This window comes from Shewanella sp. 433 (assembly GCF_059338565.1).
This window is the reverse complement of record NZ_CM181703.1, coordinates 1,246,959-1,264,588: the sequence shown is the minus strand read 5'-3', so window position 1 is coordinate 1,264,588 and position 17,630 is coordinate 1,246,959. Positions and strand designations below refer to the sequence as shown.

Here is a 17,630-nt window from a genome sequence, read left to right as displayed (position 1 = left end):
GTCCCTATTTTGAAGCAGATGCTCTTTTACGAAGGTTTTACCGCCCAGCATCACTTGCTTCTATATGGCGGGTCTGGCTTTCATCGCGTAATACCTAGACAGCTTAATATATAACAGTAGTGATAGAAAAATGAGGCTGCCACCTGCAAACTGCTGTAGCTGTAACTGCTCATCTAACATCAAAATACTCAGCAACATAGTCCAAATCGGCTCTAAAATCATCAGCAGTGCGGCCGTTTCCATAGTCACCTTGTACTGCCCTAGGGTTTGCAATAGGTAGCGTACCGATGTCGCTATCACCGTCGATATTATAAACCAGAATAGTAACTGCGCATTTAACTCAAAGGCGACAGGCTTAGTCAATGCCGCATAGACCAAGCCAACAACCCCAACGACAAACAGTTGAATACAAATCGAATCTAATGGTTTGATATTAAGGCTGATATTTTTATTTAATACAAAATGAACCGAAAGTAAGGCCGCGGCTAATAGAAAATACCACTGGCTCGGATCAACCTGCCAGCCCTTGGTGAGTATCAGTAACATCATGCCACAAATACTCACAGGCAAAGCCAGCCAAAAGGCACGATTGGGCCTGACTTGAAACAACAGCCAAGCGACCATGGGCGCAATAATCATCGCCAAACTCATGATAAAAGCCCCTTCCGACAAACTTTGGCTCATGGCAACGGCGTGAACCCAAACTTGCAGTGAGACCCCAAGAAAAATGCCGACACCGCCAGCGGACAACAACCGCTTAGCGTCCAATTTAACTAAATTTTTATAGCAAAAGGGTAATAGCAGCAGGCTGGCGAGTAAGAATCGCGCGCCGATAAACAGCTCTCCTGGCATATGAATCACTACCATTTTCGATGCAACCCAACCAACAGCAGCTAACAAGGTAGCAATAAATAGATACAACACTCCGCGCATAATGGGGACTCATATAAAGTAAGATTCAGCATCAATAGCAAGGCTGAAAGGGCGACGACATGAAACACCTAACACCATAATATGGCAAGTTTTTTAATCTGAACTTTGTTCATCTTTATTTGCGTAAATAGCAACCACATGGCTGTGGTTGCTATTTATTTCATCGCAGGTAACCCACCACCTTTATACTGGGTGCAAGGTAGCTGATGACACTTTAATGAGCATACTCAGGATAATCGATTAAGCCTTTTTCTGCCCCGCCAAACAAGGTCGCCGGATCGTGCTCAGCCCATGGGTAACCGTGCTTAATACGATAAGGTAGATCAGGGTTGGCCACAAAGGGGCGACCAAAACCTATCATATCGGCTAAACCGTCATTAAGGGTTTGCTCAGCTTTTTCAACATCATACTTACCAGCGTAAATTAATACTCCTTTAAAGGCTGCACGTACCGCCTGTTTAAATGACTGTGGCGTTTCTGGTGCATCGTCCCAATCCACCTCGGCAATGTGTAAATAGGCGATGTTATATTGATTAAGCAACGCTGCTGCCGCGGTATAGGTTTCAACGGGGTTCGCATCAACCGTGCCATTAAGTGATGTAAACGGCGCTAAACGTACCCCAACGCGATCGGCGCCAATGGCATCGACCACCGCCTCGACCACTTCGGCTAAAAAGCGCAGACGATTGTCGACACTGCCACCATATTCATCGGTGCGATGGTTGGCACCAGAGTCGATAAACTGGTTGATTAAGTAGCCATTGGCCGCATGCAGTTCAATACCATCAAACCCAGCTTCAATGGCATTGAGCGCTGCTTGACGGTACTCGCCAATCACCAGCTTAATGTCATCTTTGGTCATGGCCCGAGGCTCAACCACATCGACAAAGCCTGGCTCTGCCTTACCATTATCAACAAACACTTTAACGTTTTCAGCCTTAATGGCTGATGAAGAGATGGGCTGAGCCCCGCCGATATTATCGGGATGGGTGACGCGGCCCACATGCCACAGCTGGGCAAAAATCACTCCACCTTTATCATGCACTGCAGTGGTGGTTTTCTTCCAGCCATCAATTTGCGCCTGAGTGTAGATACCTGGGGTCCACGCATAACCTTGGCCCATGGCTGAGATCTGGGTGCCCTCGGCCACAATTAAGCCTGCCGAAGCACGCTGAGCATAGTAAGTGGCCATGATCTCATTAGCTTCATTACCCGGTTGGGTCGCACGTGAACGCGTCATGGGCGGCATCACAATTCGGTTAGCTAACGTGTAACGACCTAATTGCAAAGGTTGAAATAATGCCTGTTTCATCTTGCTGTTCCTCTGTAGTCTAGCCAGTGCGCTTGGCAATACCGTGCGCATTATCGACCTAGTTAATGGCTTTAGTGCACTTAATTAATGGCTTTAGTGCACTTAGTCGATGTGAATTGAGTCGCTTTGAATTTAGCCGAGCTGAATTAGCTCAATTTGATAACCATCAGGGTCGGTGATAAACGCAATATGAGTCTCGCCGCCTTTTACCGGCCCAGGTTCACGCGTGACTTTAGCGCCCAAGGCTTTTATCTTGTCACACGCCCCATAGATATCAGCAACGCCTAAGGCTAAATGACCAAAGGCATTGCCCATTTCATAGGTGTCAGTGTCCCAATTATGGGTTAATTCGATGCTAGTACCCTGCTCATCTGGATAGCCCACAAAAACCAAGGTATAGCGATACTCGGTATTGTCGGTTCTCTCCAGCACGCTCATCCCGAGCACCTTGGTGTAAAATTCAATTGATTTATCAAGGTCTTTCACCCTGATCATCGTGTGTAAAAATTTCATCGTTATACCCTATTCACGTGATAACCAATCTGATAGTCAGCCAAGCCATAAGCCTCTGCGCCTATGTGGCTGACTCATTGAATAGCGATATAGTACGACAAGAAAATAAGTTCGTATAATTATCAATATTTATATTAATCATCACGATTTGTTATCAATAAACGCGGGCAGTCTGGGTAGCTATAACCATGCTCCAAGTAGATCAACACAATACTCCTACAAACAAAGATTGCTGCAACGCCTGTTACCTAGCAAAGATATGGTGCGTATGGAATAACCAATTAGTTTGATTGCTGTGATCTAAAGTTGCGATTTGGCGTATAATGTCTGGCTGGCAAAAATGTAAGTGCTCCTTCCCTAAATTAAGTCCCAACAATTAAGGTATGAATTAGTGAATGTAATTAATCGTCTGTATTCTGGCTTCGCGCTACTCTTGTTGATCATGCTGGGCATCACCCTTTTTGGTTTATTCAAGATCAGTATCGCCGATAAAAACCTCACCCAACTGTCCGATCAAACGGCAGTAGAACAGCGCCATGCCATTAACTTTCGTGGCAGCGTGCACGACAGGGCCATTTCGATTCGAGATGTGGTGCTCGCCAAGAACGAGGCTAAGTCAAACGAACATAAAAATGACATTGGCCGCTTAAATAGCTTCTATCAGCAATCCGCCACCGTACTCGATGCCATGTACGCAGCAGTGCCCCACAGTGCTGAAGAGCAAAAGTTAATGCGCTTGATTAAAGAGATTGAGCGCTCGACCCTCTCCTTAACTGATAACTTATTGACCATGATGCGCGATGGGCGTAAAGCCGACGCCACCGATTACTTAATTACCACAGTTTCACCGGCATACACAGAATGGCTTAAACGGATCAACAACTTGATTGATTATCAAGAAATCGCGATACAACAACAGGTTGCCACAGCGCGTGAACAAACTAATAGCTTCCAATGGATCATGTTAGTCGTGACAGCGATGGCTATCATCATCGGCTCTATTGTGGCGATCAGTACCGTTAACCGCTTAAAACGACTGATGGGTGGCGAGCCCGAATATGCCGCTTTGGTTATCAAAGAGATTGCATCAGGTGATTTAACCACTCAGGTTAAGTTTCATACCCCCAATAGTATTTTAAGTGCGTTACAAGACTTAACCGACCATATGTCGGGTTTCACCAAAAATTCGATAGCAGCGGCTAATGAGCTGCTCAGTGCCTCTAACGAATTATTGCTCACAGCAAAATATAACGAAGAGTTGATCGTTAACCAAAAAACAGCTACCGAACAAGGCGCAACCGCCATCAATCAGATGTCATCGACGGTATCAGAAGTCGCCAGCCACACCAGTGATGCCGCCAGCCTAGCGCAAACGGCCATGAACGAATTTACCGCCGGACAAAACGAAGTCAGTAAAACCCAGTCAAGCATCAATGCCCTTGCCGATAAAGTCAGTGAGGCCGCCGAGGTGATCAATAATCTGTCGCAAGACAGCCGCCAGATTGAGACTGTGTTAGAAGTGATTCAAGGCATTGCCGAGCAAACCAACTTATTGGCATTAAACGCAGCCATTGAAGCCGCCAGAGCAGGTGAGCAGGGGCGTGGTTTTGCCGTGGTGGCCGATGAAGTGCGCAATCTTGCTCGCCGCACTCAAGAGTCGACCGGCCAAATTCAAGCGGTCATTGAAAAGATGCAAGGCAACTCGATGAATGCGGTAGAGGTGATGAATCAAGGCACACAACAGGCAGAGGTAAGCGTCGAGCAAGCAAAGTCAGCTGGTGAATCACTGACGGCGATTAATCTTTCGGTCACCCAAATCAGCGACATGAACACCCAAATCGCCACGGCGGCAGAAGAGCAATCTGTGGTTGCCTCTGAAATCAACCGTAACTTTAGCCAGATAACCCACTCAGCGTTACTGGCTGAGGAGCAAGCCAGCAAAATCACGCTAGCAAGTCAGCAGCTTGAAGATCTGGCAAAAACATTGGAGCACAATGTTCGCCAGTTCAAAACCCTGTAGTTAGCAAGAGTCGCTCGTTGATGATGGTGGTGGGAATGACATCCCCACCACTGTTGTTGCACCGCAGTATTTAATCAACGGCGCTCTCATTAAGGGTCATTAACGGCACTGTCATTGAAGAAGTGCCGCTCATTTAATCAAAGTGCCGTTAAGCTCATCAGCTTAAAACAGCGTATCAAGAAAAGGGCAATAGCCCTTTTCTGATACTCAGGGCGCACTAAGCCGAATCCCCTTACCACGATTTACAGTTGCGATTGCACAAACTGCTTGGCATTGGCTTTTAATTGCTCAAGATCTTGTTGATTATAAAACTGATTGTGCGAAATCACCCCTTCGATTTTCAGGGTGTTGCGGATATCGGTTAACGGGTTATCGGTCAAGAAAATAATATCGGCGACCTTGCCGTGAGTTAACTCACCAAACTGCTCGCTTTTGCCTAAAAATTTCGGCCCAGCAAGGGTAGCCGATTGTAAGGTTTGCAGCGGCGTCAGTCCAAAATCATTATAGATAGCCAGCTCTTGATGTAGCGATAAACCCGGGTAGATATAGGAGTTTAAAAAACCTGCATCGGTACCCGCAATAATCGAGACGCCCGCCTGCTGCACTAGCGGTAATAGCTGCCCCGTTTTGATGTAACGCGCTTTACGCTGCTCAATTTGCGCTGCATTGTCCTTATTGGCTCGCTCCACCCGCCACTGATACGTTTGCTTTAGTCCCTTACCGATATAATTTAAAAACTCATCATCTTGATGATTATCTTCATCAATATAAGTGGTAATTTGGTTGCCGACTAATGTCGGCACCACAGCCGTATCGTTGCTGGCCAGCACCGCATATTTGCTTAACGCGGTTTGTTGGTCGAAATTTTGCGTCGCTATGGGCAGTGCCTTGCTATAAGTTAGCTCGCCAGAGGCGACTTTCGCCGAGATCTCAGCTTCATTTTTGGCCGCCGCCTTTAACAGATAGGTCATATGCTCGATGGCATCTAAACCTGCGTACGACACATCGGTCACCGATAGCGAAAAGGGAATATGCCCAGAGATTTGATAACCGCGCTTTTTCACCTCTTTCACCGCCTGTAAATAAAGCTCTGGGGTGAGTGCGCTGTCGGTGATCTTAATAAAATCAATGTCCATGGCATCAAGTTGATCAATGGCGGCATTCATCTCAGCCGTGGTTTCCACTTCCAGATCGCCGGGCCAAATCGAATCTTTACCCTCAAGTTTAGGGCCAGAGGTATAAATGGTGGGGCCAACGAGCTCTCTGGCATTAACCTGTGCACGCCAAGCTAACACCGACTCACTTAAGTCTGCAGCGGCGTCTCGCACTGTGGTTACCCCGTAAGCCAAATACAGAGGTAACAGCTGCTTATTTTCTTCAATCAACGCTTCGCCACCCCCAAAATGAACATGCATGTCCCACAGTCCGGGCATCAGGTATTGGTTTTTAGCATCGATATATTGCGCCGCGCTATAGCGGTTATTAAGGGGTGCGCTGCTGCGCTCAATAATAAGGCCATCACGAATCGCCAGCGACTGTGATGCGTCAACCAGACCGGTTTTCACATCAATGATATTAGCATTATCGATAACGATATCGGCTTGCTTTGCGGCGGGCGTGCTGCAGGCACTCAGTAACATAAGTGATGAAACTATAAGCGTTTTTTGCATCTGTTGACTCCATTTTTTTGGTGTCAGGCTAACACAGCACTCGCAGATTATCCTCCATTATTTATCCTGCCAGGATGAAGATGAAGAACCTTGTTTTTCACGGTATTGCCGCCCATAACGATGAGCAAGCGGCTGGGCACGCAAAAAAGGGGGGCCGTTATCTGCAGGGAAAATACCTGCTGGGAGAGATAAGGTTCAAGCTACCAAACGTCGGCGTCAAAGCGCGCCCGCCTGGCTTCAGTAAGAGAACATTGGGTGAGATGCATCAGCTCATTCAAGGTGATGCTAGGGTTGCCCTTAATGAGGCGAGTAAGCTTAACCTGTAAAGGTTCTAGCTTGTCAGCGTGTTGCTGTAAGGCTGTGGTAATTTTTTGCACCAGGTAAGATAACTCAGCACACTCAGATACCTGTAATTGCGATGCCAGCGATTGAATATCAATGGCATCGCCACGCAACTGCCAATGTCTGGAGCGGCGCACACGCTTTAGCTCGCAACCATATGGCTTAGCAACCGCTTGCGCCTTGTTGGCCGCTTCCCTGCCAATCCGATGGATGAGCGCCGGAAGCGGTATGCTGATCTGCTTATCCATGACGGCTTACCTGTTAATCAAGTAAAGGCACAGTTGACGCGAGCGGTTAAAGTGCAACATCAGATTACGCCCCCTTCAATTTACAACCCGTTTTGGTATTGCAGGAGTGTTGACTCAGGCACTAAGCGCGACAGCTTAGCGCTGGCTTCACTTTGGCCATCCAGCAGGGCTTGAAACTGTTTAATGAGCTCAACCTTGTCAGGAGAGACTCTGTCGCCTGCGCCAATATTGGTCAAATCAATCATAAAGCCATCAAACTTATCACTAAGGTCGTTAATGATGTCGGTATTTAAAAACTGATCTTGGTTATAAATGCTTGGGTAACCTGCTTTTTGCTTGTCGATGGCAAAAGAGTCACCTTTGAGGTTTTTAATACTGGTCGATTTATCGCACGACAACATACAACCGTTATCGATACGTGGCTTTTCACACCCCACACTCTGCTGGAAAAAACACTGACGGCTAGCCATCAACAAAATGGGATGATAAATGCTGTAAAGCAGCTTAAAGTCTTTCGGTCTGGCTATCTGCTTAATTTGCTGCCGGTTTATCTCGTTAGAAATAAAGGCGCCGCTGCAGGCTGCCCCTTGCTTAAGTGCCAGCAAGGCGTAAGAGTTGGTGGTATTTAAAAATGGCCCCGCAATCCATTGAATCCCCAACTGCTCGGCATGATACGCAATACCTGTATTGTTGGTGACAATCAGCTTAGGCTTCACTTGTTGCAAAATATTCAGCGCCACATCAAAATCTTTGCCGATTAACACGGGCGGAAACCAAGGAATAAGCCGTGGGTTTTGCAGCAAGAAGTCGACATACTTGGTGCAGCCACGCTTGTAAGCATCTGGCAGCTTAAAATAGATATCGCCATCGATCACATCGGCCAACGCCACATCGGCTTCATCACAGATAAGCATCGACAGCCCAAGCGGTCCATCGGCTTTAGGGTGGTGCTCAAGTTTAGGCGGCTGCACATGTGCAATCACCGCAACCCCTGCATTTAAGTAGCTAAGTAGCTCATTTTTTAACGTGGTTATCTCACGAAACGGAATGCTTAAGCCATCGGTTAGCTGCTGAGTGTCAAGCTCGACGAGTTCATAGTTAGCGTTATTAATGCTTTTGAAACGCTTTTCAATCGCTTGCCTATCAACGCTTAACTCCTCGCTGGGTGTCATTACACTGCTAGAAGTGAAAGTTTGACTTGCGGTTTTAGCAGTTTGCCCGGGCAACAGGCTATCACTTTGCTCAGTCTCCACGGTTAAGCGCAGCGGCTCATCTAGCTCACTGGTAAAGCGTAAGCTGAGCTTGATTTTTTCGATACTCAAATGCGCAATTTTGTCATCAACAGAGCTGGTGATCTGCTGTTTATCCACTTGCAACTGCTGCTGAGCCGAGTGAATTTGTACCACAGAGATCGACTCGCCTTTTTCGGCTTTGAGTTTATCCACTAAGTGATTGTTAGAGTTATCGCGGGGGTTATCAATAAACATCGACTGGTTTAAATCGCCCCGTAAAAACGCATTGGTAAAGTCGCGGTTAAACACCTTATATAAGCGCTCGCCATCTTGAGTCAGCTCGCCGGTTGCCACATAGCCGTCAATCTGCTTGCGAAAACTATCGATCACCGTATGCACATAGCTAGCGCCTTTAATGCGCCCTTCCACTTTAAAGGAGTACACACCCGCTTCAATCAGTGCCGGTAAGTCAAAAAACGCCGAATTATCTTTGATATTCAGTGGGAAGTTATGACCCGACTCGGTAGTTTCATACTCTTCACGGCACGCTTGGCTGCAACGGCCACGGTTACCCGAGTTACCCGCACTGGCCGAGGTTGAATAGCATAACCCCGAAAACGCCACACATAATGACCCATGCACAAACACCTCTAATAAGGTGTCATGCTCTTGGCCGACTTTGGCGAGCGCCGTTATCTCGCGTAAATTGAGCTCGCGCGATAAGTTCACCCGGCTGACACCGAGTTTTTTTAAAAACGGAATTTGCCCCGCATTGTGGGTGGTTAGCTGAGTCGATGCATGGATATCAAGGCTTGGAAAGTAGTGACGCAACACATAAAGCAAGCCCATGTCTTGCACTATCACCCCATCTAAGGTGGTGTTGACTAACTTATTCAATAAGTTAAATAAGGTTTTAAATTCTTGCTCTAAGATAACAATATTGAGGGTTAAGAAAATTTGGCAATCGTATTGATGGGCAAGTCTGATGATCCCCACAAGTTGATCGAATGAAATATTAGCGGCGCGATTACGGGCGTTAAAGGTATCTAGGCCGCAATACACAGCATCAGCACCGGCAATAATGGCCGCTTTTATGGCCTGCACATCACCACCTGGGGCTAATAATTCAATCTTGGGTTTCATCACTTTAGCGAGTCTCAGTTAACGTTAAAAGGGGGAATGGTACGCGTATATTTTGCCGATGAATATGGTTAAAGTAGATCAAGTATTAGCAAATCCGTAAATAAGTGATTAAGAGATAGCGTTTAAAATGAATAAAAATAGTAGCTTACCTATTATCTATTCGCTAAGAAATTGCCCCTTCGCCATGCGGGCGAGAATTGCGATTTATAAATCCCAGCTGCCGGTATTGCTGCGGGATCTCATATTAAGTGATAAACCCGCTGAAATGTTAGCGGCATCGCCTAAGGGCACAGTGCCAGTGTTAATCACCCCAAATGGCACTGTGATAGAAGAAAGCCTTGAGGTGATGTTGTGGGCACTGAGCATGAATGACCCAGACGATCTGCTGTTCACAGGGGATGATGAGATGCTCGCTGACATGCAAACTTTAATCTATCGCTTTGATACCGAGTTTAAGCGCTGCCTAGAGAACTACAAATGTGCTAAGCGTTACAGCGAAACCAATATCATCGCGTGCCGCGAAGCCTGTGAAGGCTACATCAGTCAGTTAGAGCAACTATTAACTCAGCATCAATACCTGATGGCCGACAGAGAAAGCCTAGCCGACATCGCCTTGCTGCCGTTTATTCGCCAATTTGCCCGCGTCGAGCGCCAATGGTATCTGCAGTCGCCCTACCCACACGTTCGCCAATGGTTGACTGATTATCTACAAAGCAAAATGTTCAGCAAGGTGATGACCAAGCATGAGTTGTGGCTAACTAATCGCGGTGATGTGCGGCTCAACCCCTAGGCAAAATACATTGGCGCGCCCTTAACACTCAGCCCTATCACTATGACGTCACGGATTGCACATTTAACCCTATGTCGCTAGGTTAATTTCTTGAGCAAAGAGCCAGTATTGCCTACAATAGCGCACGTTTTATCCATTACAGACAGCGACCATGAACGACACTAATACACCAGCAGCACAACCCGCCTTACCGGATCGCCTTTCAGTTAATCCTCGTAGCCCACACCATGTGGCAGAGATCTTCGAACACGACATCGGCATTCGTGTTAACGGTAAAGAACGTTTCGATGTAGAAGAGTATTGTATCAGCGAAGGGTGGGTAAAAATCCCGTCAAAATCCTTAGACCGTCGCGGCCAACCACTGTTGTTGACCGTAAAAGGCACAGTTGAAGCCTTTTATCGTTAATACGATTACGCTCCAACATAAAAGCCAGCGATTAACCGCTGGCTTTTTTCATTGTATAACAATGCGCTTGTCCCCCATCAACCCACTCACTGATCCTGTCTGAATGAGTGTGCCGCACAAGGCTATTACCTCTGCTTAAGCACGGCTTAATTGCACAGTTTAATTCGCATCCTAACAGCCAACGCCCCACCTTAAATAGCAGGCGTGAATCGACACAAGTTACTCAATATCAATCCTTTAACTGTAAACTGCTAAATAAATCATCAATATCTATTTTGCCCCATATCTTTAAGCTAACAGCTTTGTTACATTGATCCTCAAAAATCAACATCCGCATTAAGCCAACCATCTCATCATTGCTAGGAGCAAATGTGGCAAGAGCCGTTGTCCTATTTATTGCGTTAACCCTATTACCCAGCTTTTGTGTGAGCGCAAAAGCCTTAAGGTTTGCTGTTGTCCCCAAATTTTACAGCGCTTTTTTTGATCGAAGTGGCCATGGCTGTAAAGACGCCGCCGCTCAAATAGAAGGCGTTGAATGCATATATCGTGGGCCTGAAATCGCCAGCGTAAGAGTACAAAATCGAATCATAGAGCAACTGATCGATGAGGGCATTGATGGTATTGCCGTATCGGTGACGCAATCTAAATTTCTCGCCGAAAATAGCTTACAAAAAGCCAAAGAGGCCGGCATCCCTGTTATCACCTATGACTCTGATGTTGATATCTCCCCCCAAAACAACTACCAAAGCTTGCGTTTAGCTTACATCGGAACCGACAATGTTGAACTTGGTAAGGCGTTAGGAGAAGGGTTGAAAAAGCTTCGCCCCGAGGGTGGAACATTGGTTATTCAAACCGGACGGCCAGACTCGCCCAATTTGAACCAGAGAATTATGGGTATTCGCTCCGCGTTATCAGGCAAAAAATATGGTACCGCTCCCGGGTTGCAACTGAAAAACGAGCGTGGATGGACCGAAGCGCGCGAGCCTTTTTTAAATTTTGACAAGTTAACACAGGCCGTGAAACAGATGGAGTCAGTCATGAAAGGTAGGCCCATAAAGGCCGATTCCTTTATTGCTGTTGGAGGCTGGCCGCAAAATAATGTCGACCTTTATCGCAGCATGATCACTCCCTTCAAAGATAAAATTGATAACAAGGAGGTGGTCGTTATTATGACTGACGCAGCGCCCCGCCAATTAACCATGTTACAAGAGCATTTGGCACATATAAATATTGGCCAAAATCCCTATGAAATGGGACGAGAAGCGATATTGACCCTGCATAAAATTGTGACCAAACAACAATATGACGAAGTAATCCACACTCCGATCAAGTTTTGCACCCCAGATAACCATGACTCCTGTGCCAAGATTGCCGCACCGGAACCCGTTGGGAATTAGCGATACAAGGCCGAACGGCAGCCATAACGTTGGTTAAACTTAAACGAACTCATGGTCAGGGTTCTCATCGCATCAACCCAGCCAACAATCATCGGCACTAACGTCCAGCAAAAGACTAAGTACAAACTGCCTCTTACGTAATGCCCTAAATAGAACTGGTGTAAGCCGAACACACCAAACAACAAGCCGAACCAAATGGTGAGGGTTTGGTTTTTGATTTGTACGTTCGGGTCGATGCCAGCAAGTGCTTCCAACCCTTGGCCAGCATGACATTGCGGGCAGATTGCCACATTGAGACCTATCTTCTGCCTGCACTGCGAACATTGCACGTCGATATACGACGAAAAAGGGGCGTGATTGTTGGGCATTGCAAACTCCATTGTCATACGCAAGTAAAACGATGGTCAAAACACGGCTCAAAAACTTTAACCATAACGTTGACCAAATACTGAGCCACACATTATGCGTACAAGTGTTCGCTGAAATATAGGTGTGCAGTTCACAAAATTTAAATAAAGCCGCGTAAAAAAGGCACAAGCATGAAGTGAGGACAGGGAGGAAGCGAGACACGTCATCACGGCGCTAATTGAAGGTTGCTTTATCATTGTTCTCCATAGAAAATAGCGCCTAGACCAACTCAGCCATACACCATAGGAGCTCCGACAAAATGATGACAAAATGGGCGATACGTTTTTTACAGATGGCCGAGCTCGTAGCATCTTGGAGTAAAGATCCCTCCACCCAAGTGGGCGCAGTGATCACCGAAAACAATCGCATCGTCTCATTAGGTTTTAACGGCTACCCCCACGGCATATCTGATAGCGCCGAAACCGACAACCGCGAGATGAAACTGCTTAAAACCCTGCACGCCGAAGAGAACGCCATTCTCCACGCCAAGCGCGATTTAAGTAGCTGCGAGATCTGGGTGACCCACTTCCCCTGCCCTAACTGCGCCGCCAAAATCATCCAAACCGGACTGCGCGCCGTGCATAGCCCACAGCCCAGCGAAGACTTTCTGTCGCGCTGGGGCGACAAAATTAAAGTCAGCCAAGATATGTTTGAGCAAGCCGGCGTCACCGTCGATTGGATGCAGGTAGATTCAGCAAACCAGACGGCTATGTGAAAGTAAGAGTAAGACAAATACGATGTGAGGCAGCGTAAATCGATAGCGTGTTTACACTGGTTCACTTTCCGCTTTATCTATTACCCGCGCCACCATTGCCCCCGCACAACTAAAGTCTCTTAGCTAAGTCTTATCACAGTAAGGTTTAACCGCCAGCATTTAGATATTGATACAAGCCATTATTTTTAATGAGAAAAAATTAGTGGTAATTTGACGTAAATAATGGCGTTATTGCCGATGACAAGGCCAGTCTAAGGCTCTAAGCAGGAGTTGACTGGTATCAAACTCTTTACGAAAAGTGCTGCATAAAACGAGGTTTAAGGCAGCATTATCGAGGTTAAGTAGCCATTACTCAGACAAAGCTATGAGGTCATGCTTGAGTCCCACCGCATTAGCCACTGCAACTAGTCTCGCCTTTATCCCCTGCTCGATACCAACGCCGTCCTCAAGCAAATCATCAACAGCGATAAAAGCCGTGGTCGTTAACTTGCTGCTGTCATACAGGTAGGCATAACCCGATTCGACTCTCCAACGCTTTTCAAGATCGGCCGCAGGGCTTTCTTCACCCTTTTCATTCTCTGCCTGTATGCTCGCTTGTGTGTCCGCCTGTGCGCTTGTCAAATGCTCGGCTTTCTCTGCTAAGGATCTCACCAAGGTAAAATCGAAAGACAAGATGAAATCTTCATTACTGTACCAATCCGTTTTTAACGCCTGAAAATTGAGCCACATCTCCAGCTGAGTCAACAAGGGATTAAGCGAACTGGAAAATTGGCCGTCGGCCGCTACCGTAATGGGAAATCCTTGCTGCATATTTATATTTGCCCTTTTACCTTTTTGCCTTTGCTGTTAGCGCTAATTTTGCTTTTCCAGAGGCGGTTAGCCTTGGGTCACACTGGCGATAAGTGTAGATTTTGCTAGCTAACCATCCCAGATGCAACCCCGAGCAATTAACAGCACCCAACAAGAAAGCGACCAAAAGGTCGCTTTCTTAATGCTTTAGATAACTAGCCAAACCAACATAATTGCGTCGCTGACAAGACCCCTAGCAGCGTCATGGCGTTACTGCCGATAGTAAGACAAAGATGCCGCTGCTTTTCGCCGCGGAATTGACTGCTGTCAATGAGTAGTGAAAAGTAGCGGCTGATGCCGTATTGCTGAGGTTAAGTAGCCATGAATTACTCGTAGTCGGAAGCGTAAGTTTCTTGATACGTATGCGAATAAAGCTCAAACAGGTTACCAAACGGGTCTTGTAGATACACCATCTTCGCTGGCTTGCTGTCATCTTCTGGGTGATAGCGCATGATGTCCATACGCACTTTACCGCCATACTCTTCAGTGCGCGCGATAGCACCTTCAAAGTCATCGGTTTGCAGACAGAAGTGGAAGATCCCCAGGCGCGAGAAGTCGACTTCGTGACGCTCGGCGCGATCTTTCATCTCAAACAGTTCAACGCCGATGTCATCGGATGTCACTAAATGTGCGATTTTAAAGCCTTTGAAACCTTCACCAAATACGGCAATACACATTCTGCCGATAGCGGTTTCGCGCTCTTCGACCACTTTGGTGTTGTTCATAACGATTTTTAGACCTAGCGCTTTAGTGTAAAACTCAACCGCTTTGTCCATGTCGCCGACCATAATACCTACATGATTCATTTTCATAATATTGCCCACACTCTGATGATTGATGAATGATTTGTTTCGATGAGTGCAGTATATGGAGCAAAGATGATTACGTAAAATTATCAATTATCATGATGACAAGTATTTTTCGTTATCACAATTCCAAGATAGCAACAGTTAGATAATCGTCAGCATCTATGTTATCTATATGCGGTTTTGCGCGCGCGCCCTATGACGTCTGTGCCTGCTTGGTGATAATGGCTTGGTCCCAATAAGGTAGTGAGCCATAGTAGCCATCGATAAAATCAATAAAACACCTCACCTTATGCGGTAGCAGTTTTCTATTGGCATAAACCGCATATAAACCTAAGGGTTCTGGCGCAAACTCAGGCAATACCTCAACCAGTTTGCCACGACTAATGGCCTCGCTTGTGATAAAGCTAGGTTGTAGCACGATACCCGCGCCAGCAATAGCAGCACCCACCAACACATCACCATTGTTACTGTGAAATTGACCGCTCGATTCACTGTTTTTTACCCTGAGGCACTGGGAGAGTTGATCTTTACCCTCCATTTCCATGTAGCTGTAATGCAAGTAGCGGTGCTGTTTTAGATCTTCAGGTTGACGCGGTATGCCCTGCTTTTGTAAGTATGCAGGCGCTGCGCACAACATTAACCGGATGGGAGCGACTTGCTTGGCAATAAGTGATGAGCTTTTAAGCCGTCCAATGCGCAGCGCAATATCGAAACCTTCATCAACAATATCCACTTTACGATCATTAAGCTGCAGATCGATATTAACCTGAGGGTACTGTAACTGGAACTCGGTGAGTAACTGACTTAGGTGTTTTATCGCAAATGATACAGGTGCACTCATCCGCAAAGTGCCTTTAGGGCTTTGTTGTAGGCCGCCTAATTGGGAGTCCATCTCATCGATACTCAATAGGATCTGCTGCGCATGCTGAAAGTAATGTGTGCCCGCTTCAGTCAGGCTCACTTTTCGTGTGGTGCGATGCAGCAGCCTAACATCGAGGCGCTCTTCTAATTTGGACACGTATTTGCTCACCAATTGCGGTGATAACTGCATTACGGTCGCAGCATTGCTGAAACTGCCTTCTGTCACCACTGAGACAAAGGCGCGCATGGCATCAATTCTATCCATTACTCATTCCCATGTTTTGGCCAATTACAAACAATACGTTGATAATCACTCCACGATAGCCATCTTACTCTCGCATTACGTTGATAGTAAAGTGTGTTCATCCCAAGACGGGAACCGAATCAATTCAATTTAATAAAGGTCATAACCATGAACACATCACTATTGAACAAACTATTTGAAACAAATGCTGGGCTTGCAGGCTTAATACTCAGAGCACCCATTGGCCTAATTCTAGCTGCTCACGGCGCACAAAAACTATTTGCGTGGTTTGGTGGTTACGGCTTAGAAGGCACCGGGCAATGGATGGCGAGCATGGGAATGACGCCGGGTTATTTAATGGCGTTACTAGCTGGCAGCGCTGAGTTTTTTGGGGGGTTAGCCTTGGTATTAGGCCTAGTGACTCGCCCTGCGGCAGCGATTGCCGCCTTCACTATGCTGGTTGCGATATTCACTGTGCATATTGGCAATGGCCTATTTATGGCAAACAACGGCTATGAATATGCACTAACACTCTTGGTCGCACTCCTTGCTATAGTCGTACAAGGTGCTGGTTCGCTAAGCCTTGATAAGCTTATCGCTAACAAACTCAATCGCCAGTAGAGATTGCACACCTAAAATAAAAATGCCTGTCACAGTTTATAGCTCGCCTAATGTAATAGCGATGGCTGATGCGATGGCTGATGTGATGGCTAATACTATCGCAGAGGGTAAGTAAGCATGTTAATCAAGGGCAAACCCGCGGCGATCTACCTGCATGAGCTTGGAGAGAAGATGCACAACCTAAACATCGCTTTTATTTCCCATGGTGGCGGCCCGATGCCGCTGCTTAATGACCCCAATCACGCAGAGCTGGTCGTTTATCTAAAATCGCTTGCTAACAAGCTAGCACGCCCCAGCGCCATTTTGCTGATCAGCGCCCATTGGGAAGAGTCGGTGGCGACAATCTCCGCCGGCCCTAAGCCAAAAATGATCTACGATTATGCAGGTTTTCCACCAGCTAGCTATCAGCTGCAATACCCAAGCCCCGGCGAGCCGATACTTGCAAAAAAAGTGCAACAGGCATTACAAGATGCCGATATTACCGCGAACTTAGATTATCAGCGCGGCTATGATCACGGCATGTTTGTGCCATTAATGCTGATGTATCCCGAGGCAGATATTCCCGTTATTCAGCTGTCACTGGTTAATACCCTCGATGCCAAGCAGCATTTGAACATAGGCAAAGCATTGCAGGCTCTTGACCACGACAATTTACTGGTGATCGGTTCCGGTTTTTCATTTCATAATATGGGGGAGTTTTTTGCGCCAAACACTGAGGATCGTCAGGTTAAAAACCATGAGTTTGAACACTGGCTGCAGACAACCTTGAGCGATAAACAGCTCACCGAAGCCGCGCGAACACAAGCAATGGCAGACTGGTTAAGCGCCCCGAATGCCCGTTATTGTCAGCCCCGCGAAGAGCACCTGTTGCCACTACATGTGTGCTACGGCCTAGCTGGGCGCGCCGTTGATAAACATCAAAACGTCACCATTTTTAACAAGCGATCCAGCTCGTTTGTGTGGCACAAGCAAACAGATAGTTCACAGAGCTAAGGCTCTATGGATCGCTACTACTTCACTACTCAGCAATTGCAGTAGGATACGTAAACATGCAGGCTAGTTTTCCAGCGACTAACAAAAAAGCGAACCCTAAGGTTCGCTTTTTAATCTCTAAGCT

17 protein-coding genes are annotated in these 17,630 nt (G+C 46.7%); 7 read left to right on the top strand and 10 right to left on the bottom strand.

What is annotated here, in order from left to right; translation table 11 throughout:
• Positions 1-60: 60 nt before the first annotated feature.
• From AC5YB1_RS05695 to gloA, 3 genes are all read right to left on the bottom strand, one after another.
• On the bottom strand, positions 61-933 hold the full coding sequence (locus tag AC5YB1_RS05695; protein WP_494521067.1) for a DMT family transporter: 873 nt from the start codon (positions 931-933) through the stop codon (positions 61-63).
• 214 nt (positions 934-1,147) lie between these two features.
• Entirely contained in the window at positions 1,148-2,245 is a 1,098-nt protein-coding gene (locus tag AC5YB1_RS05690) for an alkene reductase (RefSeq protein ID WP_494521066.1), read from the bottom strand.
• Positions 2,246-2,377: 132 nt separating this feature from the next.
• The gene (gloA, locus tag AC5YB1_RS05685; RefSeq protein WP_494521065.1) at positions 2,378-2,758 is read right to left on the bottom strand and encodes a lactoylglutathione lyase; all 381 of its coding nucleotides are present in this window, start codon (positions 2,756-2,758) and stop codon (positions 2,378-2,380) included.
• 391 nt (positions 2,759-3,149) lie between these two features.
• Here gloA and AC5YB1_RS05680 point away from each other — a divergent pair, with 391 nt between their 5' ends.
• A complete protein-coding gene (locus AC5YB1_RS05680; protein ID WP_494521064.1) occupies positions 3,150-4,778 on the top strand; it encodes a methyl-accepting chemotaxis protein in 1,629 nt (542 codons plus the stop codon).
• A gap of 242 nt (positions 4,779-5,020) precedes the next feature.
• Here AC5YB1_RS05680 and AC5YB1_RS05675 read toward each other — a convergent pair whose 3' ends face one another.
• The 3 genes from AC5YB1_RS05675 to AC5YB1_RS05665 form a co-directional block, all read right to left on the bottom strand.
• The gene (locus AC5YB1_RS05675) at positions 5,021-6,448 is read right to left on the bottom strand and encodes an amidohydrolase family protein (RefSeq protein WP_494521063.1); all 1,428 of its coding nucleotides are present in this window, start codon (positions 6,446-6,448) and stop codon (positions 5,021-5,023) included.
• 200 nt (positions 6,449-6,648) lie between these two features.
• The gene (locus AC5YB1_RS05670) at positions 6,649-7,038 is read right to left on the bottom strand and encodes a ribosome recycling factor family protein (protein WP_494521062.1); all 390 of its coding nucleotides are present in this window, start codon (positions 7,036-7,038) and stop codon (positions 6,649-6,651) included.
• Positions 7,039-7,118: 80 nt separating this feature from the next.
• Positions 7,119-9,413, bottom strand: coding sequence for a peptidase U32 family protein (locus AC5YB1_RS05665; RefSeq protein WP_494521061.1), 2,295 nt, complete (start codon positions 9,411-9,413; stop codon positions 7,119-7,121).
• A 127-nt stretch (positions 9,414-9,540) separates the two neighbouring features.
• On the opposite strand from AC5YB1_RS05665, the gene AC5YB1_RS05660 reads away from it, so the two are divergent.
• From AC5YB1_RS05660 to AC5YB1_RS05650, 3 genes are all read left to right on the top strand, one after another.
• Positions 9,541-10,203 (top strand): glutathione S-transferase, encoded by a 663-nt coding sequence (locus AC5YB1_RS05660; RefSeq protein WP_494521060.1) that lies wholly within the window; start codon positions 9,541-9,543, stop codon positions 10,201-10,203.
• A 151-nt stretch (positions 10,204-10,354) separates the two neighbouring features.
• Entirely contained in the window at positions 10,355-10,609 is a 255-nt protein-coding gene (locus tag AC5YB1_RS05655) for a DUF3297 family protein (protein ID WP_494521059.1), read from the top strand.
• Between the two features lie 371 nt (positions 10,610-10,980).
• A complete protein-coding gene (locus AC5YB1_RS05650; RefSeq protein WP_494521058.1) occupies positions 10,981-12,006 on the top strand; it encodes a substrate-binding domain-containing protein in 1,026 nt (341 codons plus the stop codon).
• Here AC5YB1_RS05650 and AC5YB1_RS05645 read toward each other — a convergent pair.
• Complete coding sequence (locus tag AC5YB1_RS05645; protein WP_494521057.1) at positions 12,003-12,374, bottom strand: TM2 domain-containing protein; 372 nt, start codon at positions 12,372-12,374, stop codon at positions 12,003-12,005. The genes AC5YB1_RS05650 and AC5YB1_RS05645 overlap by 4 nt on opposite strands.
• Before the next feature lie 299 nt (positions 12,375-12,673).
• On the opposite strand from AC5YB1_RS05645, the gene AC5YB1_RS05640 reads away from it, so the two are divergent.
• Positions 12,674-13,129, top strand: coding sequence for a dCMP deaminase family protein (locus tag AC5YB1_RS05640; RefSeq protein WP_475514686.1), 456 nt, complete (start codon positions 12,674-12,676; stop codon positions 13,127-13,129).
• A 348-nt stretch (positions 13,130-13,477) separates the two neighbouring features.
• On the opposite strand, the gene AC5YB1_RS05635 is transcribed toward AC5YB1_RS05640, so the two are convergent.
• The 3 genes from AC5YB1_RS05635 to AC5YB1_RS05625 all read right to left on the bottom strand — a co-directional run bounded on the left by AC5YB1_RS05635 (position 13,478) and on the right by AC5YB1_RS05625 (position 15,913).
• A complete protein-coding gene (locus tag AC5YB1_RS05635) occupies positions 13,478-13,939 on the bottom strand; it encodes a hypothetical protein (protein WP_494521056.1) in 462 nt (153 codons plus the stop codon).
• Between the two features lie 365 nt (positions 13,940-14,304).
• A complete protein-coding gene (locus AC5YB1_RS05630) occupies positions 14,305-14,790 on the bottom strand; it encodes a VOC family protein (RefSeq protein ID WP_494521055.1) in 486 nt (161 codons plus the stop codon).
• Between the two features lie 190 nt (positions 14,791-14,980).
• Complete coding sequence (locus AC5YB1_RS05625) at positions 14,981-15,913, bottom strand: LysR family transcriptional regulator (protein WP_494521054.1); 933 nt, start codon at positions 15,911-15,913, stop codon at positions 14,981-14,983.
• A 147-nt stretch (positions 15,914-16,060) separates the two neighbouring features.
• On the opposite strand from AC5YB1_RS05625, the gene AC5YB1_RS05620 reads away from it, so the two are divergent.
• The gene (locus tag AC5YB1_RS05620) at positions 16,061-16,513 is read left to right on the top strand and encodes a DoxX family protein (protein WP_494521053.1); all 453 of its coding nucleotides are present in this window, start codon (positions 16,061-16,063) and stop codon (positions 16,511-16,513) included.
• Between the two features lie 171 nt (positions 16,514-16,684).
• Positions 16,685-17,506: a DODA-type extradiol aromatic ring-opening family dioxygenase gene (locus tag AC5YB1_RS05615; protein ID WP_494521590.1), complete on the top strand. Its 822-nt coding sequence runs from the start codon at positions 16,685-16,687 to the stop codon at positions 17,504-17,506.
• Positions 17,507-17,630: the final 124 nt, after the last annotated feature.